At 63.1% G+C, this 14563-nt stretch carries 17 protein-coding genes; 2 read left to right on the top strand and 15 right to left on the bottom strand.

Annotated features, from left to right (window positions below):
• Positions 1–59: 59 nt before the first annotated feature.
• Both HB860_RS04300 and HB860_RS04295 read right to left on the bottom strand, forming a co-directional pair.
• Positions 60–383, bottom strand: coding sequence for a hypothetical protein (locus HB860_RS04300; protein WP_139435256.1), 324 nt, complete (start codon positions 381–383; stop codon positions 60–62).
• Entirely contained in the window at positions 380–2356 is a 1977-nt protein-coding gene (locus HB860_RS04295) for a reprolysin-like metallopeptidase (protein WP_247625827.1), read from the bottom strand. The genes HB860_RS04300 and HB860_RS04295 overlap by 4 nt, the downstream gene beginning before the upstream one ends.
• A 211-nt stretch (positions 2357–2567) precedes the next feature.
• Between HB860_RS04295 and HB860_RS04290 the strand changes: the two genes are divergently transcribed.
• Positions 2568–3779, top strand: a complete 1212-nt coding sequence (locus tag HB860_RS04290; protein ID WP_247625826.1) for an RsmB/NOP family class I SAM-dependent RNA methyltransferase — start codon at positions 2568–2570, stop codon at positions 3777–3779.
• Positions 3780–3844: 65 nt separating this feature from the next.
• Here HB860_RS04290 and HB860_RS04285 read toward each other — a convergent pair whose 3' ends face one another.
• Complete coding sequence (locus tag HB860_RS04285; protein WP_139435261.1) at positions 3845–4189, bottom strand: Grx4 family monothiol glutaredoxin; 345 nt, start codon at positions 4187–4189, stop codon at positions 3845–3847.
• A gap of 287 nt (positions 4190–4476) precedes the next feature.
• Here HB860_RS04285 and sodB point away from each other — a divergent pair, with 287 nt between their 5' ends.
• A complete protein-coding gene (gene sodB / locus HB860_RS04280; protein ID WP_247625825.1) occupies positions 4477–5061 on the top strand; it encodes a superoxide dismutase [Fe] in 585 nt (194 codons plus the stop codon).
• A gap of 102 nt (positions 5062–5163) precedes the next feature.
• Here the strand turns inward: sodB and HB860_RS04275 are convergent, their stop codons facing one another.
• From HB860_RS04275 to HB860_RS04220, 12 genes are all read right to left on the bottom strand, one after another.
• Entirely contained in the window at positions 5164–5973 is an 810-nt protein-coding gene (locus tag HB860_RS04275) for an MlaA family lipoprotein (protein ID WP_247625824.1), read from the bottom strand.
• An 80-nt stretch (positions 5974–6053) separates the two neighbouring features.
• Positions 6054–7322 carry a c-type cytochrome biogenesis protein CcmI gene (gene ccmI, locus HB860_RS04270; RefSeq protein WP_247625823.1) on the bottom strand — a complete coding sequence of 423 codons (1269 nt, stop codon included), beginning with the start codon at positions 7320–7322 and terminating at the stop codon, positions 6054–6056.
• Positions 7319–7798: a cytochrome c-type biogenesis protein gene (locus HB860_RS04265; protein ID WP_247625822.1), complete on the bottom strand. Its 480-nt coding sequence runs from the start codon at positions 7796–7798 to the stop codon at positions 7319–7321. Before HB860_RS04265 ends, ccmI begins: the two co-directional genes overlap by 4 nt.
• Before the next feature lie 11 nt (positions 7799–7809).
• Positions 7810–8340 (bottom strand): DsbE family thiol:disulfide interchange protein, encoded by a 531-nt coding sequence (locus HB860_RS04260; protein WP_139435269.1) that lies wholly within the window; start codon positions 8338–8340, stop codon positions 7810–7812.
• A complete protein-coding gene (locus HB860_RS04255; RefSeq protein ID WP_247625821.1) occupies positions 8337–10292 on the bottom strand; it encodes a heme lyase CcmF/NrfE family subunit in 1956 nt (651 codons plus the stop codon). The genes HB860_RS04260 and HB860_RS04255 overlap by 4 nt, the downstream gene beginning before the upstream one ends.
• Positions 10293–10457: 165 nt before the next feature.
• Complete coding sequence (gene ccmE / locus HB860_RS04250; protein ID WP_139435273.1) at positions 10458–10949, bottom strand: cytochrome c maturation protein CcmE; 492 nt, start codon at positions 10947–10949, stop codon at positions 10458–10460.
• Positions 10946–11152, bottom strand: a complete 207-nt coding sequence (gene ccmD, locus HB860_RS04245) for a heme exporter protein CcmD (RefSeq protein ID WP_202046403.1) — start codon at positions 11150–11152, stop codon at positions 10946–10948. The genes ccmE and ccmD overlap by 4 nt, the downstream gene beginning before the upstream one ends.
• 2 nt (positions 11153–11154) lie before the next feature.
• Positions 11155–11895 carry a heme ABC transporter permease gene (locus HB860_RS04240; protein WP_025326267.1) on the bottom strand — a complete coding sequence of 247 codons (741 nt, stop codon included), beginning with the start codon at positions 11893–11895 and terminating at the stop codon, positions 11155–11157.
• 164 nt (positions 11896–12059) lie between these two features.
• Entirely contained in the window at positions 12060–12728 is a 669-nt protein-coding gene (gene ccmB, locus HB860_RS04235; protein ID WP_202046404.1) for a heme exporter protein CcmB, read from the bottom strand.
• A 2-nt stretch (positions 12729–12730) separates the two neighbouring features.
• Positions 12731–13366, bottom strand: a complete 636-nt coding sequence (gene ccmA / locus HB860_RS04230) for a cytochrome c biogenesis heme-transporting ATPase CcmA (RefSeq protein WP_139435277.1) — start codon at positions 13364–13366, stop codon at positions 12731–12733.
• 176 nt (positions 13367–13542) lie between these two features.
• A complete protein-coding gene (locus HB860_RS04225) occupies positions 13543–13929 on the bottom strand; it encodes a DUF2802 domain-containing protein (RefSeq protein ID WP_139435279.1) in 387 nt (128 codons plus the stop codon).
• Positions 13930–14023: 94 nt separating this feature from the next.
• Positions 14024–14512 carry a chemotaxis protein CheW gene (locus HB860_RS04220; RefSeq protein ID WP_005333026.1) on the bottom strand — a complete coding sequence of 163 codons (489 nt, stop codon included), beginning with the start codon at positions 14510–14512 and terminating at the stop codon, positions 14024–14026.
• Positions 14513–14563: the final 51 nt, after the last annotated feature.

The raw sequence follows: 14563 nt of genomic DNA, 5'->3' as shown, positions 1-14563 counted from the left end.
ACCAGAACCACAAAGGGAGGCCTGTGCCTCCCTTTTTCTGCCGGCAGCTTGCCGCCTGCCTATGGTTTGCCGTCAACCGGCGGGCAATGGGCCAGCATTTGCCGGTTATATTCCGCCGCATAGGCGCTCAGCCTGGCGTGGGCCTCCTTCTGATCCGGCTTGATGACATCGCCGAGCCCCTCCAGGTAACGCACGCCGCAGCGGGCCTTGGCCGCCGCCTGCTGATCCGCCGCGATGCCGGGTGCCACCTCGCCACGACCGGCCCGCACTATCAGCCGGTAGTCCTGCCTGGCCAGGCTGGCACTGACCGCCTGATCCAGGGTGTCGGCATCGGCCTGACAGCCGCCGAGCAGGGCGAGCAGCAGCACGCCGGCCAGCCTCATGCCCGCCTCCGTTGCCAGCCCAGCAGCGCCAGGGCCAGGGTCCAGAAGCCGAGGGCGCCACCGCCACCACCGCCGCCCTCTTCCCCACGCTGGGTCACCGACAGCTTGAGCGGGCTGATGGCGAAGAAGAGGTTGTCACTGCAGGCCACCTTCAGCCTGGCGGTGCCGTCGTTGCCTGCGGGTATGGTGACGCTGGCCGAGCCGGAGTTAGGCTGGCCGCTGGCGAGCAGGGTCCAGCTCACCCCCTCGTCCCGGGTCAGGGAGAGCTCCACCTTGCTGCAGTTGATGGGGGCCGCGTTGGTGCCGGCCACGTCCCAGCTGATGGTCTGGCTGGCGCCGGCTCCCAGCGGGGTCACCAGCGGGCTGGTCAGGGCAAAGGCCTTGCCGGTGTTGACCACCTGGATCTTCATGTCGTCACTGGCGACACCGCCCTTGCCATCCCGCGCCGTGAGACGGAAGTTGAGAGCCCGGTTGGTGGCAGGCCAGGCCTCCCCCTTCGCCAGGGTGTTGGTGAGCAGGGAGGGCAGGCTTGGCAGGGTGCGCTCCGGCAACGCGGTCGGCGCCACGAAGCGAAACAGCGGGCGACTGCCGTCGTCCACCATGCTGGCGACGCTGAAGGACTCGGTGCCGAGATCGATCTGCTCCCAGGTGTAACTCAGGGGATCCTGATCCAGATCCGCCCCGGCGCCCTTGAGCACGAAGGGGGTGTTGGCCGGGATCACATAGTCGTTGCCGGCGGCGACCTGGGGCGCGTTGTTGGTCAGGCGCTGGGGAGTGCCGCAGCTCGCGACCGTGGCCATGTGGGCTCGCATCTGCTCGATGGACTTGCTGTGGAAGTAGGGCAGGCTGTTGGCCTGCAGGTTCTCCTCCCCGCAGATCCCCGCGTAGGCCATGATGGAGCTGCCGCTGCCGGGCTCCCAGGCCTGGCTGGCCTCCCGGTTGCCGCCGCCACAGCTGCCTGTGGTGCCGTTGAAGGTGTGGTCGGCGCCGAACTGGTGGCCGATCTCGTGGGCCACGTAGTCGATGAAGAAGGCATCCCCCACCGGATCCGGGGAGCCCGTCATGCCCGCCGATTTCTCCGCGGTGCAGAGCACCCCCAGCCCCGCCAGGCCGCCGCCCCCGGTGTTGACCACGTGACCTATGTCGAAGGGGCCAAGCTTGGTGCCTGCCTGGCTCTGTGCCTGCTGCTGCACGAGGACGTTGATATCGATGTCGTTGTCATCGTTCTGGAAGGGGTCGGCAGCAGTATCCGTATAGATAATGGTGTCGTTGCCGCTGGCGAGCTGGAACTCGGCGGCGACGTCACGCTGATACACCTCGTTGACCCGGTTGAGCAGGGTGGCGATGGCGCCGAGACCCGCCTCTACGGTGCCGCCGTGATACTGGGTGTACTCCCCCGCCGCCGAGATGGCGATGACGTAGCGCTTGCGCTCGTTGCCATCCACCAGAACCTGACGGGCCAGCGCCTTGGCCTGGGAGCCGATGACCCTGTCCGCCTCTTCCTCCAGCCGGCTGTGGGCATCCTGCTGGTAATAGATGGCGTAGCCTTCACCGTTTCTGAGCGGGTCCACGAACACCATGCGGCCCTGGTGGCTGAACATGGCGTGGAACCCCTGGGGACCGAGATCGAAGCGCCCCGTCTCCATCGGATTGGACTCGTCATACCCCTTGAATGCCAGAATGCCGGGATACATGGCGGCGAGATCCGATGGCAGCAGATCATAGGCCTGCAGGTTGAAGGTGACCTCCTTGCCATCCGGCAGCGGCAGGGTCAGTCGGGGCTCCCCTCCCTGCAAACCGGCGAAGTGATCGGCCGGCACAGTGGCAATGCGATATTGGCTGGCCCGCACCTCATAGCCATCGGCGGCGGTGGCCCGCGCCGCCACCGTATTCCACTCACTGGCGGCCAGGCCGGTGGCGTTCATCAGACCGGCCACCAGCAACGCCAGCGGAGCGTATTTCATCAACTGCATCTTTGTAATTCCTTTTTCCATGCGTTCGCCTGAACTGCCTCAGCATCATTTTCCTGCCAGGGTGAGAAGTCCAGCCCCATCCTCTGTACATTCCCCGAATGGGGACGGTTGCACCAATGCAGTCTAGCCCCTATCATGGCGCGGATTTGTCCGTTTCAGAACCCTCCTGTGTCACGGGCCGGTTCATCCTTTTTTGGCCAAGGTTAATCTCATGCTCAAATCCCCACTGTTGCCCCGTTTCGGGGATCTGGTCGTTGCCATTGTTGACGATGTACTCGGTCAGGGTCTCACCCTGGACCGCGCTTATGCCCGTCACTTCTCCGGCATCGAACTCAAACCGCAAGAACAGGCAAGGATTGCCCTGGTCACCGGCGACCTGCTGCGTCGTCTCAGCCTCTATTGCTTCCTGACCGGCATCCAGGTCCGTCAGGCCGAAAAGAATGTCTGGCCGCTGCTGCACAGCTGGCACGCCTTCCACAAGATTGCCCAGCCCAACAACCCGACCCTGGATCGCTTCAATGAAGAGGCATTCCGTCGCCGTCTGACCGAGGCCAAAAAGAACCCGGTGCTGATGGATGGTTGCCCGAGCTGGCTGGAGAAGCTGGGCAGCGAGCAGCTGGGGGAGGCCTGGCCTGCCGAGCGTGCCGCCCTGGCCTGGATGCCCAAGCGCTACCTGCGGGTCAACACCCTCAAGTGCACCCGGGAAGAGCTGCAGGCCATTCTGGCCAAAGAGCATGTCACCACCATTCCGGTAGACGGTGTGGAGACTGCCCTGCAGGTCACCTCGGACGCCGCCCTGTTCCGCACCAAGGCCTTTGCCGATGGCTGCTTCGAGCAGCAGGATGCCGGCTCCCAGCTGGTCGCCGCCGCCCTGGAAGTGACCCCGGGCATGCGGGTCATCGACGCCTGCGCCGGTGCCGGTGGCAAGACACTGCACATCGCCGCCATGATGGAAGGCAAGGGCCGCCTGCTGGCGATGGACGTGGAAGAGTGGAAGCTGGAGAACCTCAAGCAGCGTGCCCGTCGCGCCGGTGCCCACAATGTGGAAACCCGGGTCATCACCAGCAGCAAGACCGTCAAGCGCCTCAAGGAGAGCGCCGATCGCGTGCTGCTGGACGTGCCCTGCTCCGGTCTTGGCGTGCTCAAGCGCAATCCGGATGCCAAGTGGCGCGACACCGCCGAGCGTCTGCCGGTGCTGGTCGCGCTGCAAGAAGAGATCCTGCAGCGCTACAGCCAGATGGTGAAGGTGGGCGGCCTGCTGGTCTATGCAACCTGCTCCATCCTGCCAGAGGAGAACCGCCAGCAGGTGGACAAGTTCCTCGCGGCCAACGAGAACTATCGCCTGCGGGATGACCACACCGTCAGCCCCTCAGAGACCGGCTTCGACGGTTTCTACATGGCCCGTATCGAACGGATCGCCTAAGGCCCTGCGCACCCATAGAAAAGGGGAGCCATTGGCTCCCCTTTTTGCATGATGCGGATGCGACCTTATTCGGCGGCGGCATCATCCTGCTTGTGCTTGGCGGCGACTTCCTTGATCAGGGTCTGCAGCTCGCCAGCCTGGAACATCTCGATCATGATGTCGCAACCACCGACCAGCTCACCTTCCACCCACAGCTGCGGGAAGGTCGGCCAGTTGGCAAATTTCGGCAGCTCGGCACGGATGTCCGGGTTTTGCAGGATGTCGACGTAAGCAAAGGGCTCGCCACAGGACATCAGGGCCTGGGAGGCCTGGGCAGAGAAACCGCAGCTGGGTAGCTTGGGGGATCCCTTCATGTACAGGATGATGGGATTCTCAGCCAGTTGCTGTTTGATCTTTTCAATAGTTTCCATAAATGCCTCACTAGAGCGATTTCGGCGGCCATTCTACTGCAAACCGGGCAGACCACAAACTGGCAAACCGTCCCGAATGCAAGAAGTGATGAATCAATACGCCGCAGCTTGATCCGGATCATGGCGAGAATCAAGAGTTGTTCGCCCATCTTTGATGCTGCTACAATCGACGGGCTTTGGGCCGTCTGGCCCCATCATTTCAAGAACAATTCTTTTCAACATAGAAAAGAGTACGCAATGTCTTGCAACCGTCGCCTTCGCACGGCCCAGCCAATGGAGAGTAGAAAATGGCTTTCGAACTTCCCGCTCTGCCCTATGCAATCAATGCTCTGGAACCGCACATCTCCCAGGAAACCCTGGAATATCACCACGGCAAGCACCACAACACCTACGTGGTCAACCTGAACAACCTGGTGTCGGGTACCGAGTTTGAAGGCAAGTCTCTGGAAGAGATCATCAAGACCTCCACTGGCGGTGTCTTCAACAACGCCGCCCAGATCTGGAACCACACCTTCTACTGGCACTGCCTCTCCCCGAACGGCGGTGGCGAGCCCACCGGCGCCCTGGCCGATGCCATCAACAAGGCGTTCGGCTCCTTCGCCGAGTTCAAGGATGCGTTCACCAAGTCTGCCATCGGTAACTTCGGCTCCAGCTGGACCTGGCTGGTGAAGAAAGCCGACGGCTCCCTGGCCATCGTCAACACCTCCAACGCCGGCTGCCCGCTGACCGAAGCCGGGACCACCCCGCTGCTGACCGTCGACCTGTGGGAGCACGCCTACTACATCGATTTCCGCAACCTGCGTCCGAAGTACATGGAAACCTTCTGGGCCCTGGTCAACTGGGAATTCGTGGCCAAGAACCTGGCTGCCTGATAGCCTCTTCTCGCCAAAACGCCCCGCACTGCGGGGCGTTTTTTTATGGCGAACAGGCAACGAAAAAGGCGCCATGGGCGCCTTTCTGATAACCATGGGTCGTTACTGGTCTATCTCGTCCAGATACTCGTCCAGGTTGCTGTCATCCTCCTGCTGGCCCTGCTGCTTGTGCTCAGGCTGGCGACCCGTCACCTTGCCGTCGTTGTACTGCAGGTAGAAGTCCTTGGTCAGGGCATAAGGATCGAGCGCATTGTCGATGATCCGCTCCTGATCGATCAGCTTGGAGCGCGTACCCAGGCCATCCAGCGCCCAGTGCACGAACTTCATCGGGAAGGTCAGCAGGGCGTAGGGGAAGTAGAGGGTATCGATGGTGTCCCCCACCAGCTCGCGAGTGGTGGTCGGGCCGTAGACGGGCACCATGATGTAGGCGCCATCCCCGATGTCCGCCTTGCCGAGCACAGTATCCATCTCCAGCATGTTGCGCTCGAGGCCGGCATGCTTGGCCACGTCGAAGATCCCCAGCAGACCTATGGTGGTGTTGAGGGTGAAGCGGCCCAGGTTGGTCCCCGCTCCCTTCAGATCGCCGACCAGCAGGTGGTTGATCATGCTGCTTGGCTCGTCGAAGTTCTCCACCAGGTTGTCGATGCCGTCCTTCATCCCCTGCGGCACATAGCGGGCGTAGCCATGGACCACGGGCCGGGCCACATAGGGTTCCAGCACGTCGTAGTTGATGGCCCACATGGCACGGTTCGCCCCCTGGAAGGGATCGCGGGGATCGCTGGCCGTGCTGGTCGCCCCGGGGCGACTGGGGGTTTCGTTGAGATCCAGGCTCTCTGGGCCCGGCTTGGGAGGGCCACCGGCACAGCCCCCCAACAGCAGTGCCACTGCCAATGCTCCTGAACGCAGATACATATGAAAGTCCTAAGCTTTTTTGGGAATCTTTATGGATTATAGGTAGGCCCGCCCCGTCCCGGGGTCGGGCCAAGGGGGTATTAGAGTGCGTGATCGATGCGGATGTCAATCGGCGCTGTGGGGATGGTGGTGGTCGGCACTGTGACCGAGACCCCCTCGAAGGCGCCTTCCTTGTTCATGACGTTGCCGCCCCGGGAGAGGCGAGCCTTGAACTGCAGCTCGGGATAGGCCGCCAGCTTGCTCCCCTCTATCATGGCATCCCCATCCCCCAGTGACAGGGTGAGGGGCAACTGCGGACCCGGGATGCGCTTGACCGCGATGGGCATGGGCGGGCCATTGGGGATCACCGCAAAGACGAACAGGTGGGCATCCTCCGGCAGCTGGATGCCCGGCGCCAGAGTGATGTGCAGGGGATACTCTCCCTCCTTCACCGCCACTACCTGGGCATTACCCTGCTCGGCCTGGGCGGCGGGTGCGGCTGTCACGGCGATGCCGCGCTGACGCAGTTGCTGCTCGGCATACTCGATGGAGCGCTCCACCATGGCGTGACGGGTCGAGCCCTGCTCCAGCAGCGGCAACATGGCTCGCCAGCGCACCAGCGCGGTCTGGAAGTCCTCTTTCTGCAGCGCCATGAAGGCATGGACCGAGCGCGCCTCTATGTTGGCCGGATCCTGGGCGATGGCCGCCTGCAGCAGCTGATCCGCCCTGGCCTCCTCCCCCGTCATCATCAGGGCCTGAGCATAGGGCACCGCCACCATGGCCTTCTGCGGGGCCAGGGAGTAGGCCCGTTCCAGCGCCTCGCGGGCCATCTCGGGGTCGTTGCCATCCAGGGTCAGACGCCCCAGCAGCAGCCAGCCGCGGTAGTCGTTCGGTTCATCCTTGAGGCGGGTACGCAGGCCTAAGGTGAAATCCAGCAGATCCTGCTCTGTCACCTCGGCATCCCGCTCCACCAGGATGCGGTTACTGAGCTCACCAAGACGGCTGCTGGCATCCTGCCAACGGCTCACCTCCTGCCAGGCCCCCAGCTGGTAATAGAGCCCCAGACTCACCACCACCAGCACCAGCACACCCGGGATCCAGGTCAGGCTCTTGCCGCCGCGGGCGCTCTGCTCCACGTCGGGGATGTCGTCCAGCAGGCTGCGTTGCAGCTCCACCAGAGACTCGGACTCCTCGGCCAGTATCCCCTGCTCACGCTCCTCTCCTATCTCCCGCAGACGCTGACGGTAGAGCTGCTTGTTGAGGGCCGAACGGCTGATGCTCTGGCGACCCTCGCCGCGCCACAGCGGCAGGATCAACGCCAGGCTCGCCAGCGCCAGCAGGGCCGCGATCACTATCCAAAATGCGGTCATTGTTTCTCTTCCTCTTTGAGCAGCTCGGCCAGACGGCGCCGCTCTTCTTCGCTCAGGGCGTTATCCATTCGTTTTGTCGCCGCCGGGGCACGGCGGCTGCGCACCACCACAGTGGCGGCACCGATGACGATGACCAGCAGGGGGCCGAGCCAGAGGATCAGGGTGGAGGCCATCAGGGGGGGATCATAGAGGATGAAGTTGCCGTAACGGGCCACCATGTAATCCACCACCTCCTGCTTCTCCTTGCCTTCCCGCACCATCTGGTAGGTCTTGTCCCTCAGATCCTTGGCGAGCCCCGCATTGGAGTCGGCGATGTCCTGGTTCTGGCACTTGGGGCAGCGCAGCTCCTTGGTCAGCTCGCGGAAGGTCTGCTCCTGGGCATCGCTGTCGAAGGTGTAGACGTCGATGGCGGCGCGAGCCTGGCCGGCACCCAGCAGGCCCGCCAGCAGCAACAGGGATGCAATAAGCGTTTTCATCAGAGTTGCCCTCACTTCATGGCCTCGAAGATGGGTTTGAGGGTCGAGGCCCAGACCTCGGGATTGACGTCCCCCACGTGGCGATAACGGATGATGCCCTGGCTGTCGATGAAGAAGGTCTCGGGGGCGCCGTAGACCCCCAGATCCAGCCCCAGCATGCCGTCCGGATCATAGAGGTTGACCTCATAGGGGTTGCCGAGCTCCGCCAGCCACTTGATCGCCTTGTCCCGCTCATCCTTGTAGTTCATGCCGACGATGGGAATGCCCTGCCCCGCCAGCTGCTTGAGGTAGGTGTGCTCCCCATAGCAGGTCGGGCACCAGGTGGCCCAGACGTTGAGCAGCATGGGACGCCCCTTGAAGATGCTCCTGTCATGCTGCTTGTCGAGGTCGTAGATGTCCTGCAGGGTGAACACGGGCACCTCCTTGTCCACCATCACGGATTCCAGCTTGGTGGGGTCCGAGTAGAGCCCCTTGAACAGGAACACGGCCCCCATCAGGAAGATGATGAAGGGCAGCAGAAACAGCCAGGTCTTCTTGCTCATGCCTTGGTCTCCTCGTCACGACGGCCGAACCGGTAGCGTTTGTCCAGCATTGCCAGCACGCCGCCGATGGCCATGAAGACGCCGCCGAACCAGATCCAGCGCACGAAGGGCTTGTAGTAGATCCGCACCGCCCAGGCGCCGTTGTCGAGCTGCTCGCCCAGCGCCGCATAGAGATCCCGGGTGAAGCCGGCATCGATGGCGGCTTCGGTCATCGGCATGCGACTGACCTTGTACATCCGCTTCTCGGGCTTGAGCAGGGCTATCTGCTTGCCGTTCCTGTGCACCTCCAGCACCCCCTTGAAACCGTCGTAGTTGGGGCCGTTCTTTTCGCTGATGCCGGCAAACACGAATTCGTAGTCGGCGAAGTGCACCCGATCGCCGGCCTGCATCCGCAAGTCCTTCTCGATGCTGTAGTTCTGGGTGCAGGCGATGCCGATGATGCTGACCGCGAGCCCCACGTGGCCGAGGATCATGGCCCAGTGGCTGTTGCCGAGTTTGCGTACCCCGGTGGCAAAGCCGTGCTTGTGGGTGGCGCGCACCCAGGTCTCCTGGATGCTGGTGATGATGATCCAGCTGCCCAGGCCTATGCCGAGCGCGGCCCAGGGCTTGAACTCCCCGGCGAAGAGCTGCGGCAGCAGCAGGGCGGCGGCCAGGCTCAGCCCCAGGGCCAGCACCACCTTGCCCTTGAGCTCACCAAGCTCCTGACGGCGCCAGCGGAACAGCGGCCCCACTCCCAGCAGCAGGGCGAACGGGATGATGAGCCAGCTGTAGATGTGGTTGAAGAAGGGGGTGCCGATGGAGATGCTGCCAAGCCCCAGCTCCTTGTGCACCAGGGGCAGCAGGGTGCCGAGCAGCACAGTCAGCAGGCCCGCCACCAAGAGGATGTTGTTGCCAAGCAGCAGGGTCTCGCGACTCCAGAGCTCGTGCTTGCCGTGGCTCTTCACCTGGGAGCCCTTGAAGGCGAACAGCAGCAAGGAGCTGCCGATCACCGCCAGCAGGAAGCCCAGGATGAAGAGGCCGCGGGTCGGATCGGAGGCAAACGCATGGACCGACACCAGCACGCCGGAGCGCACCAGGAAGGTACCCAGCAGGCTCAGGGAGAAGGCCGAGAGCGCCAGCAGCACAGTCCAGGCCTTGAAGGTGGCGCGCTTCTCGCTCACCGCCAGGGAATGGAGCAGGGCCGTGCCCGCCAGCCAGGGCATGAAGGAGGCGTTTTCCACCGGATCCCAGAACCACCAGCCGCCCCAGCCGAGCTCGTAATAGGCCCACCAGGAGCCGAGCACTATGCCAAGGGTCAGGAAGACCCAGGCCGCCATGGTCCAGGGACGGGACCAGCGCGCCCAGGTGGCGTCGAGGCGCCCCGTCATCAGGGAGGCGATGGCAAAGGCGAAGGCCACCGAGAAGCCCACGTAGCCCATGTAGAGCATCGGCGGGTGGAAGATGAGGCCCGGATCCTGCAGCAAGGGGTTGAGGTCGCGCCCATCCACCGGGAAGTACGGCAGGGTGCGGGTGAAGGGGTCAGAGGTGAACAGCACGAAGGCGGTGAAGCCCACCGAGATGAGGCCGAGCACCCCCAGCACCCGCGCCACCGCATCCAGCGGCAGGCTGCGGCTGAACAGGGCCACGGCCGCGGTCCAGCCCCCCAGGGTCAGCACCCAGAGCAGCAGGGAACCCTCGTGGGCCCCCCACACCGCCGAGATGCGGTACTGCAACGGCAACAGGCTGTTGGAGTTGGTGGCCACATACTGCACGGTGAAGTCGTTGTCGACGAAGGCCCAGGTGAGGCAGAGGAAGGAGAGCAGCAGCAGCAGGAACTGGCTGTAGGCGAGCGGACGGGCCGCCGACATCATGCCGAGACGCCCCAGTCGGGCGCCGATCAGCGGGTAGATCCCCAGCAGCAGGGCGGTGGCAAAGGCCAGGATCAGTGCGAATTGCCCCAGTTCAGGGATCATGGCTGACTTCCTTTCAATTGCGCCGCGACCAGAACCGGTGCACAGGCATGAGACGGTGAGAACTGCCCTACTTCGGGGATCATTGACTATTTCCTTTCGATGGCGCTGTGAGACATACCGATCCGGCGGCGAAACGAGGTGAACACAAGGTCAAGGCTGCCAACGTCATTGCTTGGCCCCCTGCAATTGCGCCTCGGTATATTCGGGCTTGAAGTGCATGCCATTGGTGGCGTCCGCCACTTCCGGCGGCATGTAGTTCTCGTCGTGCTTGGCCAGCACCTCGAAGGCGGCCACCGTGCTGGCATCCTTGAGGGTGCCCTGGGCGACTATGCCCTGCCCTTCCCGGAAGAGATCCGGCAGTATGCCGTCAAACTCCACCGTCACCAGATGGCCGCCGTTGTCCACCAGCTTGAAGGCCACCTTGAGGCTCTGGGGATCCCGCTGCACCGAGCCCGGCACCACCAGGCCGCCGATGCGCAGGCGCTGACCCTCTTCCGGCTTGATCTTGTCCGGCCCCTTGCCTTCCACCAATTCGCTTGGGGTATAGAAGAGATCGATGTTCTGGCTGAGGGCATAGAGCACCAGGCCAGTCACGCTGGCGAGGCCCAGGCTGATGGCCAGAATGATGGTGAGGCGTTTCTTGCGTCTCGGGTTCATAAGGTGTTCTCCATCTGCTGGGCCGCCTTGCGACGGGCCTCGCGGGCCTGCTTGTTGCGCAATTCGCCGAGCAGGCTGCGGGTTTTCAACCGGGTGGAAATGACGATGCCGACCAGGCAGATCGCGGTCAGGCCGAAGGAGAGCCAGACGTAGAAGGCGTAACCGCCCATGGCCATGAAGTCGCTGAATGAGGCAAAGTGCATGCTTACTTCTCCTGTCTGGCGATGTCGGCAACCCAGGGGCGGTGCCACTCCCGCATCAGCAGCTCGTTCCTGAACCGCATCAGGGTCAGGGCCCCGAGGAAGGTGGCAAACGCCAGTATCATGATGAGCAGCGGCCACAGCATCTCGGGGGAGATGGAGGGCTTGTCAAACTTGGTGATAGAGGCGCCCTGGTGCAGGGTGTTCCACCACTCCACCGAGTAGTGAATGATGGGCAGGTTGATCACCCCCACCAGCGCCAGTATGCCGGCGGCGCGCCCCGCCACTACCTTGTCGCTGAAGGCGTTGTAGAGGGCGATGACGCCGAGGTAGAGAAACAGCAGGATAAGTTCCGAGGTGAGGCGCGCGTCCCACACCCACCAAGTGCCCCACATGGGCTTGCCCCAGGCGGCGCCGGTGAAGAGGGCGATGAAGGTGAAGACGGCGCCCACCGGGGCGATGGCCGCCACCGTCATGTCCGCCATGCGCAGTTGCCACACCAGGCCGATGAAGGCCGCCACCGCCATGGTGGAGTAGGCCCCCATGGAGAGGATGGCGGCGGGCACGTGGATGTAGATGATCCTGAAAGAGTCACCCTGCTGATAATCGGCGGGGGCAAAGGCCAGCCCCCAGACGGTGCCTATGATGAAGGCGAGCAGGCTTGTCACGACAAACCAGGGCAGCAGGGTGCCGGCCAGCCCATAGGCGCGCTCGGGTTTGGCATAAGGGTGCAACCATTTCCACATAGCTCACAGAACCTTTCAGTTATTAATTTTTAAGTGGCGAGGCCTACCATACCCACCGCCGGGAAACATCATATCCCCCCAAAGCAATAAGCAGCCATCCCCTTGATCTATCTCAATTATATTTTTCAAAAAACAGCCTCAAAAGAGGCTTTTTTGATAATTAATCAGTTGACGCTGACCCGCAGTGCCGCCGAGATGGCCAGGGGCGTCAGGGTCAGGGCCCCCACCAGCATGGCCCCCAGGATCGCCAGCTGACCCCCGTAGGGCAACCCCATGCTCGCCGCATCGATGGCGGAGGTGGCGAAGATCAGCACCGGGATATAGAGCGGCAGCAGCAGCAGGCTGAGCAGCACGCCCCCCTTGCGCAGCCCTGCCGTCAGCGCCACCCCGACGGCGCCGAGCAGGCTCAACACAGGGGTGCCGAGGGCCAGGGTGGCCACCACGGCCAGATAGCTCTTCATGTCCAGGGAGAGCAGGATGGCGAGCAGCGGAGAGATCAGCAGCAGCGGCAGGCCGGTCAGCAACCAGTGAGCGATCACTTTCGCCAGCGCCAGCAGCCCGAGGGGATGAGGCATCAGCATCATCTGCTCCAGGGCGCCGTCGCTGAAGTCATCGCGAAACAGCCGCTCCAGGGAGAGCATGGCCGCCAGCAGGGCCGCCACCCAGATGATGCCCGGGGCGATGCGGGCCAGCAGCTGGGGCTCGGGCCCGATGCCCAGCGGAAACAGGGTGATGACGATGAGGAAGAACCAGAGCGGGTTGAAGATGTCGGCCCGCTGGCGCAGGGCCATCAGCAACTCGCGGTGAATAAGGTGTATGACGGCGCGCAGCATGGCTACTCCTGCAACAGCGAGGTCAGGGACAGGGTCTTGAGCCGCCCCTGCATCAGGGTCAGATCCTGGTGGGTGGTGAGCACCACCATGCCCCCCCGATCCGCGTGGGTCAGGAACAGTTGCTCCAGCACCCTGACCCCCTGCTTGTCGATGGCGGTGAAGGGCTCGTCGAGGATCCAGAGCGCCGGGCGCTCAGACAGCCAGAGCCTGGCCAGCGCCACCCGCCGCTGCTGCCCGGCCGAGAGCTGGCCCGCGGGATAATCCTCGAAGCCGGCGAGGCCGACCTGGGCCAGCACCTGCCAGAGATCCACGGAAGCCTCGGCCGTGCCGTGCAGCTTCTGATAGAAGGAGAGGTTCTCCAGGGGGGTCAGGGTCGCCTTGACGCCGGGCTGATGGCCCAGATAGAGCAGGCTGGCATGGTACTCATCCCGGCAGTGGCGGATGTTCTCCCCGTTCCAGCACACCTCCCCCGCGAAGGGTTGGGAGAGGCCGGTCAGCAGCCGCAGCAGGCTGGTCTTGCCCACCCCGTTGGGGCCTTCAATCTGCATCAGATCGCCCGAGCGCACCGCGAAGGAGAGATGTTCAAACAGGGTGCGATCTTCACGCACGCAGCTCAGATTGTTGGCTTGAAGCAGCATGAGGGTGTAATCGTTGAAAATGAGGCGGCCTGCATCTTAACACAGGATCCGGAGGCGTCTTTTCAAAGATGCCAATAATCAACAGGATTTGTGGGGGAGATCGCGCACCGGCAGAAGAAGATGTGGCAGGGAAAAGAGGGGCGGCACATGCCTCCCCTCTCGATCTGAAGCAGGGGTCAGGTGCGACCCTTGCGCAGGGAGATCAGCAACTCGGCTTCGGCCTGGGGCAACTCGCATTCGCTCATCACCTCGTCGAGATCGGCGCCGAGCTCCACCATCTTGGCGGCGCGGCTGTAGAGGCGGCGCTCCGGATCCTGCAGGGTCAACTCCTGCTGGCTATCCTGGATCTTCTGCATGGCCCCTTCGGCGGATTGCAGGCGCTGACCCATGCCGATGGCACCGGTATGCAGCTCCATCATCTGCTTGCGCAGACTCTCGAGCTGCCCCTGCAGCGTCTCCATCCTGGCCTCGGACTCTCGCTGACGGCGGCGGTGACCCAATAGACCGTAGAGGGCCAGCACCAGCGCCAACAAGGACAACCCCAAGGCTGCGAATTCAATCATCAAACTGTCACCTTCCTCATCACAGGGTCCCGCTCGGCATCAAGGTGCCGCGGGCAGATCCGGGACCGCTGTTGTATCACTTTTTGACGCGCCGTTACAGGGAGCCGATATCGTCCCACTCTTCGTCGGAGAGCAGCTTGTTGAGATCCACCAGGATCAGCAGCTGACCGTCGCGGTTGCTGACACCCTGGATGAACTTGGCGCTCTCCTCGGTGCCCACCGCCGGGGCGGCGTCGATCTCGGAGGAGCGCAGATAGACCACCTCGGCCACGCTGTCCACCATGATGCCGATCACCTGCTTCTCCGCCTCTATGATGACGATGCGCGAATTCTCGCTCACATCACCGGCCGGCAGGCCGAAGCGGGAGCGGGTGTCGATGACGGTCACCACGTTGCCACGCAGGTTGATGATGCCCAGCACATAGTCGGGCGCACCCGGGACCGGGGCTATCTCGGTGTAGCGCAACACTTCCTGGACCTGCATCACGTTGATGCCATAGGTCTCGTTTTCCAACTGGAAGGTCACCCACTGCAGCACTTCGTCCTCGGCCAGATTTTGTGCAATATTGCGCTTCTCTGTCATCTTCTTGATCCTTGTATGAACCCGTCAACGGGTAAAATTAGCAATAAAACC

Origin of the sequence: Aeromonas genomosp. paramedia (assembly GCF_023093515.1) — a bacterium.
Lineage (GTDB): Bacteria > Pseudomonadota > Gammaproteobacteria > Enterobacterales > Aeromonadaceae > Aeromonas.
The sequence above is the reverse complement of the archived record's forward strand: the minus strand, read 5'-3'. Positions and strand labels throughout refer to the sequence as shown.

Coding starts and splice junctions, on each gene's coding strand:
- HB860_RS04300 (WP_139435256.1), bottom strand. CDS start 383: ATGAGGCTGGCCGGCGTGCTGCTGCTCGCCCTGCTCGGCGGCTGTCAG.
- HB860_RS04295 (WP_247625827.1), bottom strand. CDS start 2,356: ATGCAGTTGATGAAATACGCTCCGCTGGCGTTGCTGGTGGCCGGTCTG.
- HB860_RS04290 (WP_247625826.1), top strand. CDS start 2,568: ATGCTCAAATCCCCACTGTTGCCCCGTTTCGGGGATCTGGTCGTTGCC.
- HB860_RS04285 (WP_139435261.1), bottom strand. CDS start 4,189: ATGGAAACTATTGAAAAGATCAAACAGCAACTGGCTGAGAATCCCATC.
- sodB (WP_247625825.1), top strand. CDS start 4,477: ATGGCTTTCGAACTTCCCGCTCTGCCCTATGCAATCAATGCTCTGGAA.
- HB860_RS04275 (WP_247625824.1), bottom strand. CDS start 5,973: ATGTATCTGCGTTCAGGAGCATTGGCAGTGGCACTGCTGTTGGGGGGC.
- ccmI (WP_247625823.1), bottom strand. CDS start 7,322: ATGACCGCATTTTGGATAGTGATCGCGGCCCTGCTGGCGCTGGCGAGC.
- HB860_RS04265 (WP_247625822.1), bottom strand. CDS start 7,798: ATGAAAACGCTTATTGCATCCCTGTTGCTGCTGGCGGGCCTGCTGGGT.
- HB860_RS04260 (WP_139435269.1), bottom strand. CDS start 8,340: ATGAGCAAGAAGACCTGGCTGTTTCTGCTGCCCTTCATCATCTTCCTG.
- HB860_RS04255 (WP_247625821.1), bottom strand. CDS start 10,292: ATGATCCCTGAACTGGGGCAATTCGCACTGATCCTGGCCTTTGCCACC.
- ccmE (WP_139435273.1), bottom strand. CDS start 10,949: ATGAACCCGAGACGCAAGAAACGCCTCACCATCATTCTGGCCATCAGC.
- ccmD (WP_202046403.1), bottom strand. CDS start 11,152: ATGCACTTTGCCTCATTCAGCGACTTCATGGCCATGGGCGGTTACGCC.
- HB860_RS04240 (WP_025326267.1), bottom strand. CDS start 11,895: ATGTGGAAATGGTTGCACCCTTATGCCAAACCCGAGCGCGCCTATGGG.
- ccmB (WP_202046404.1), bottom strand. CDS start 12,728: ATGCTGCGCGCCGTCATACACCTTATTCACCGCGAGTTGCTGATGGCC.
- ccmA (WP_139435277.1), bottom strand. CDS start 13,366: ATGCTGCTTCAAGCCAACAATCTGAGCTGCGTGCGTGAAGATCGCACC.
- HB860_RS04225 (WP_139435279.1), bottom strand. CDS start 13,929: ATGATTGAATTCGCAGCCTTGGGGTTGTCCTTGTTGGCGCTGGTGCTG.
- HB860_RS04220 (WP_005333026.1), bottom strand. CDS start 14,512: ATGACAGAGAAGCGCAATATTGCACAAAATCTGGCCGAGGACGAAGTG.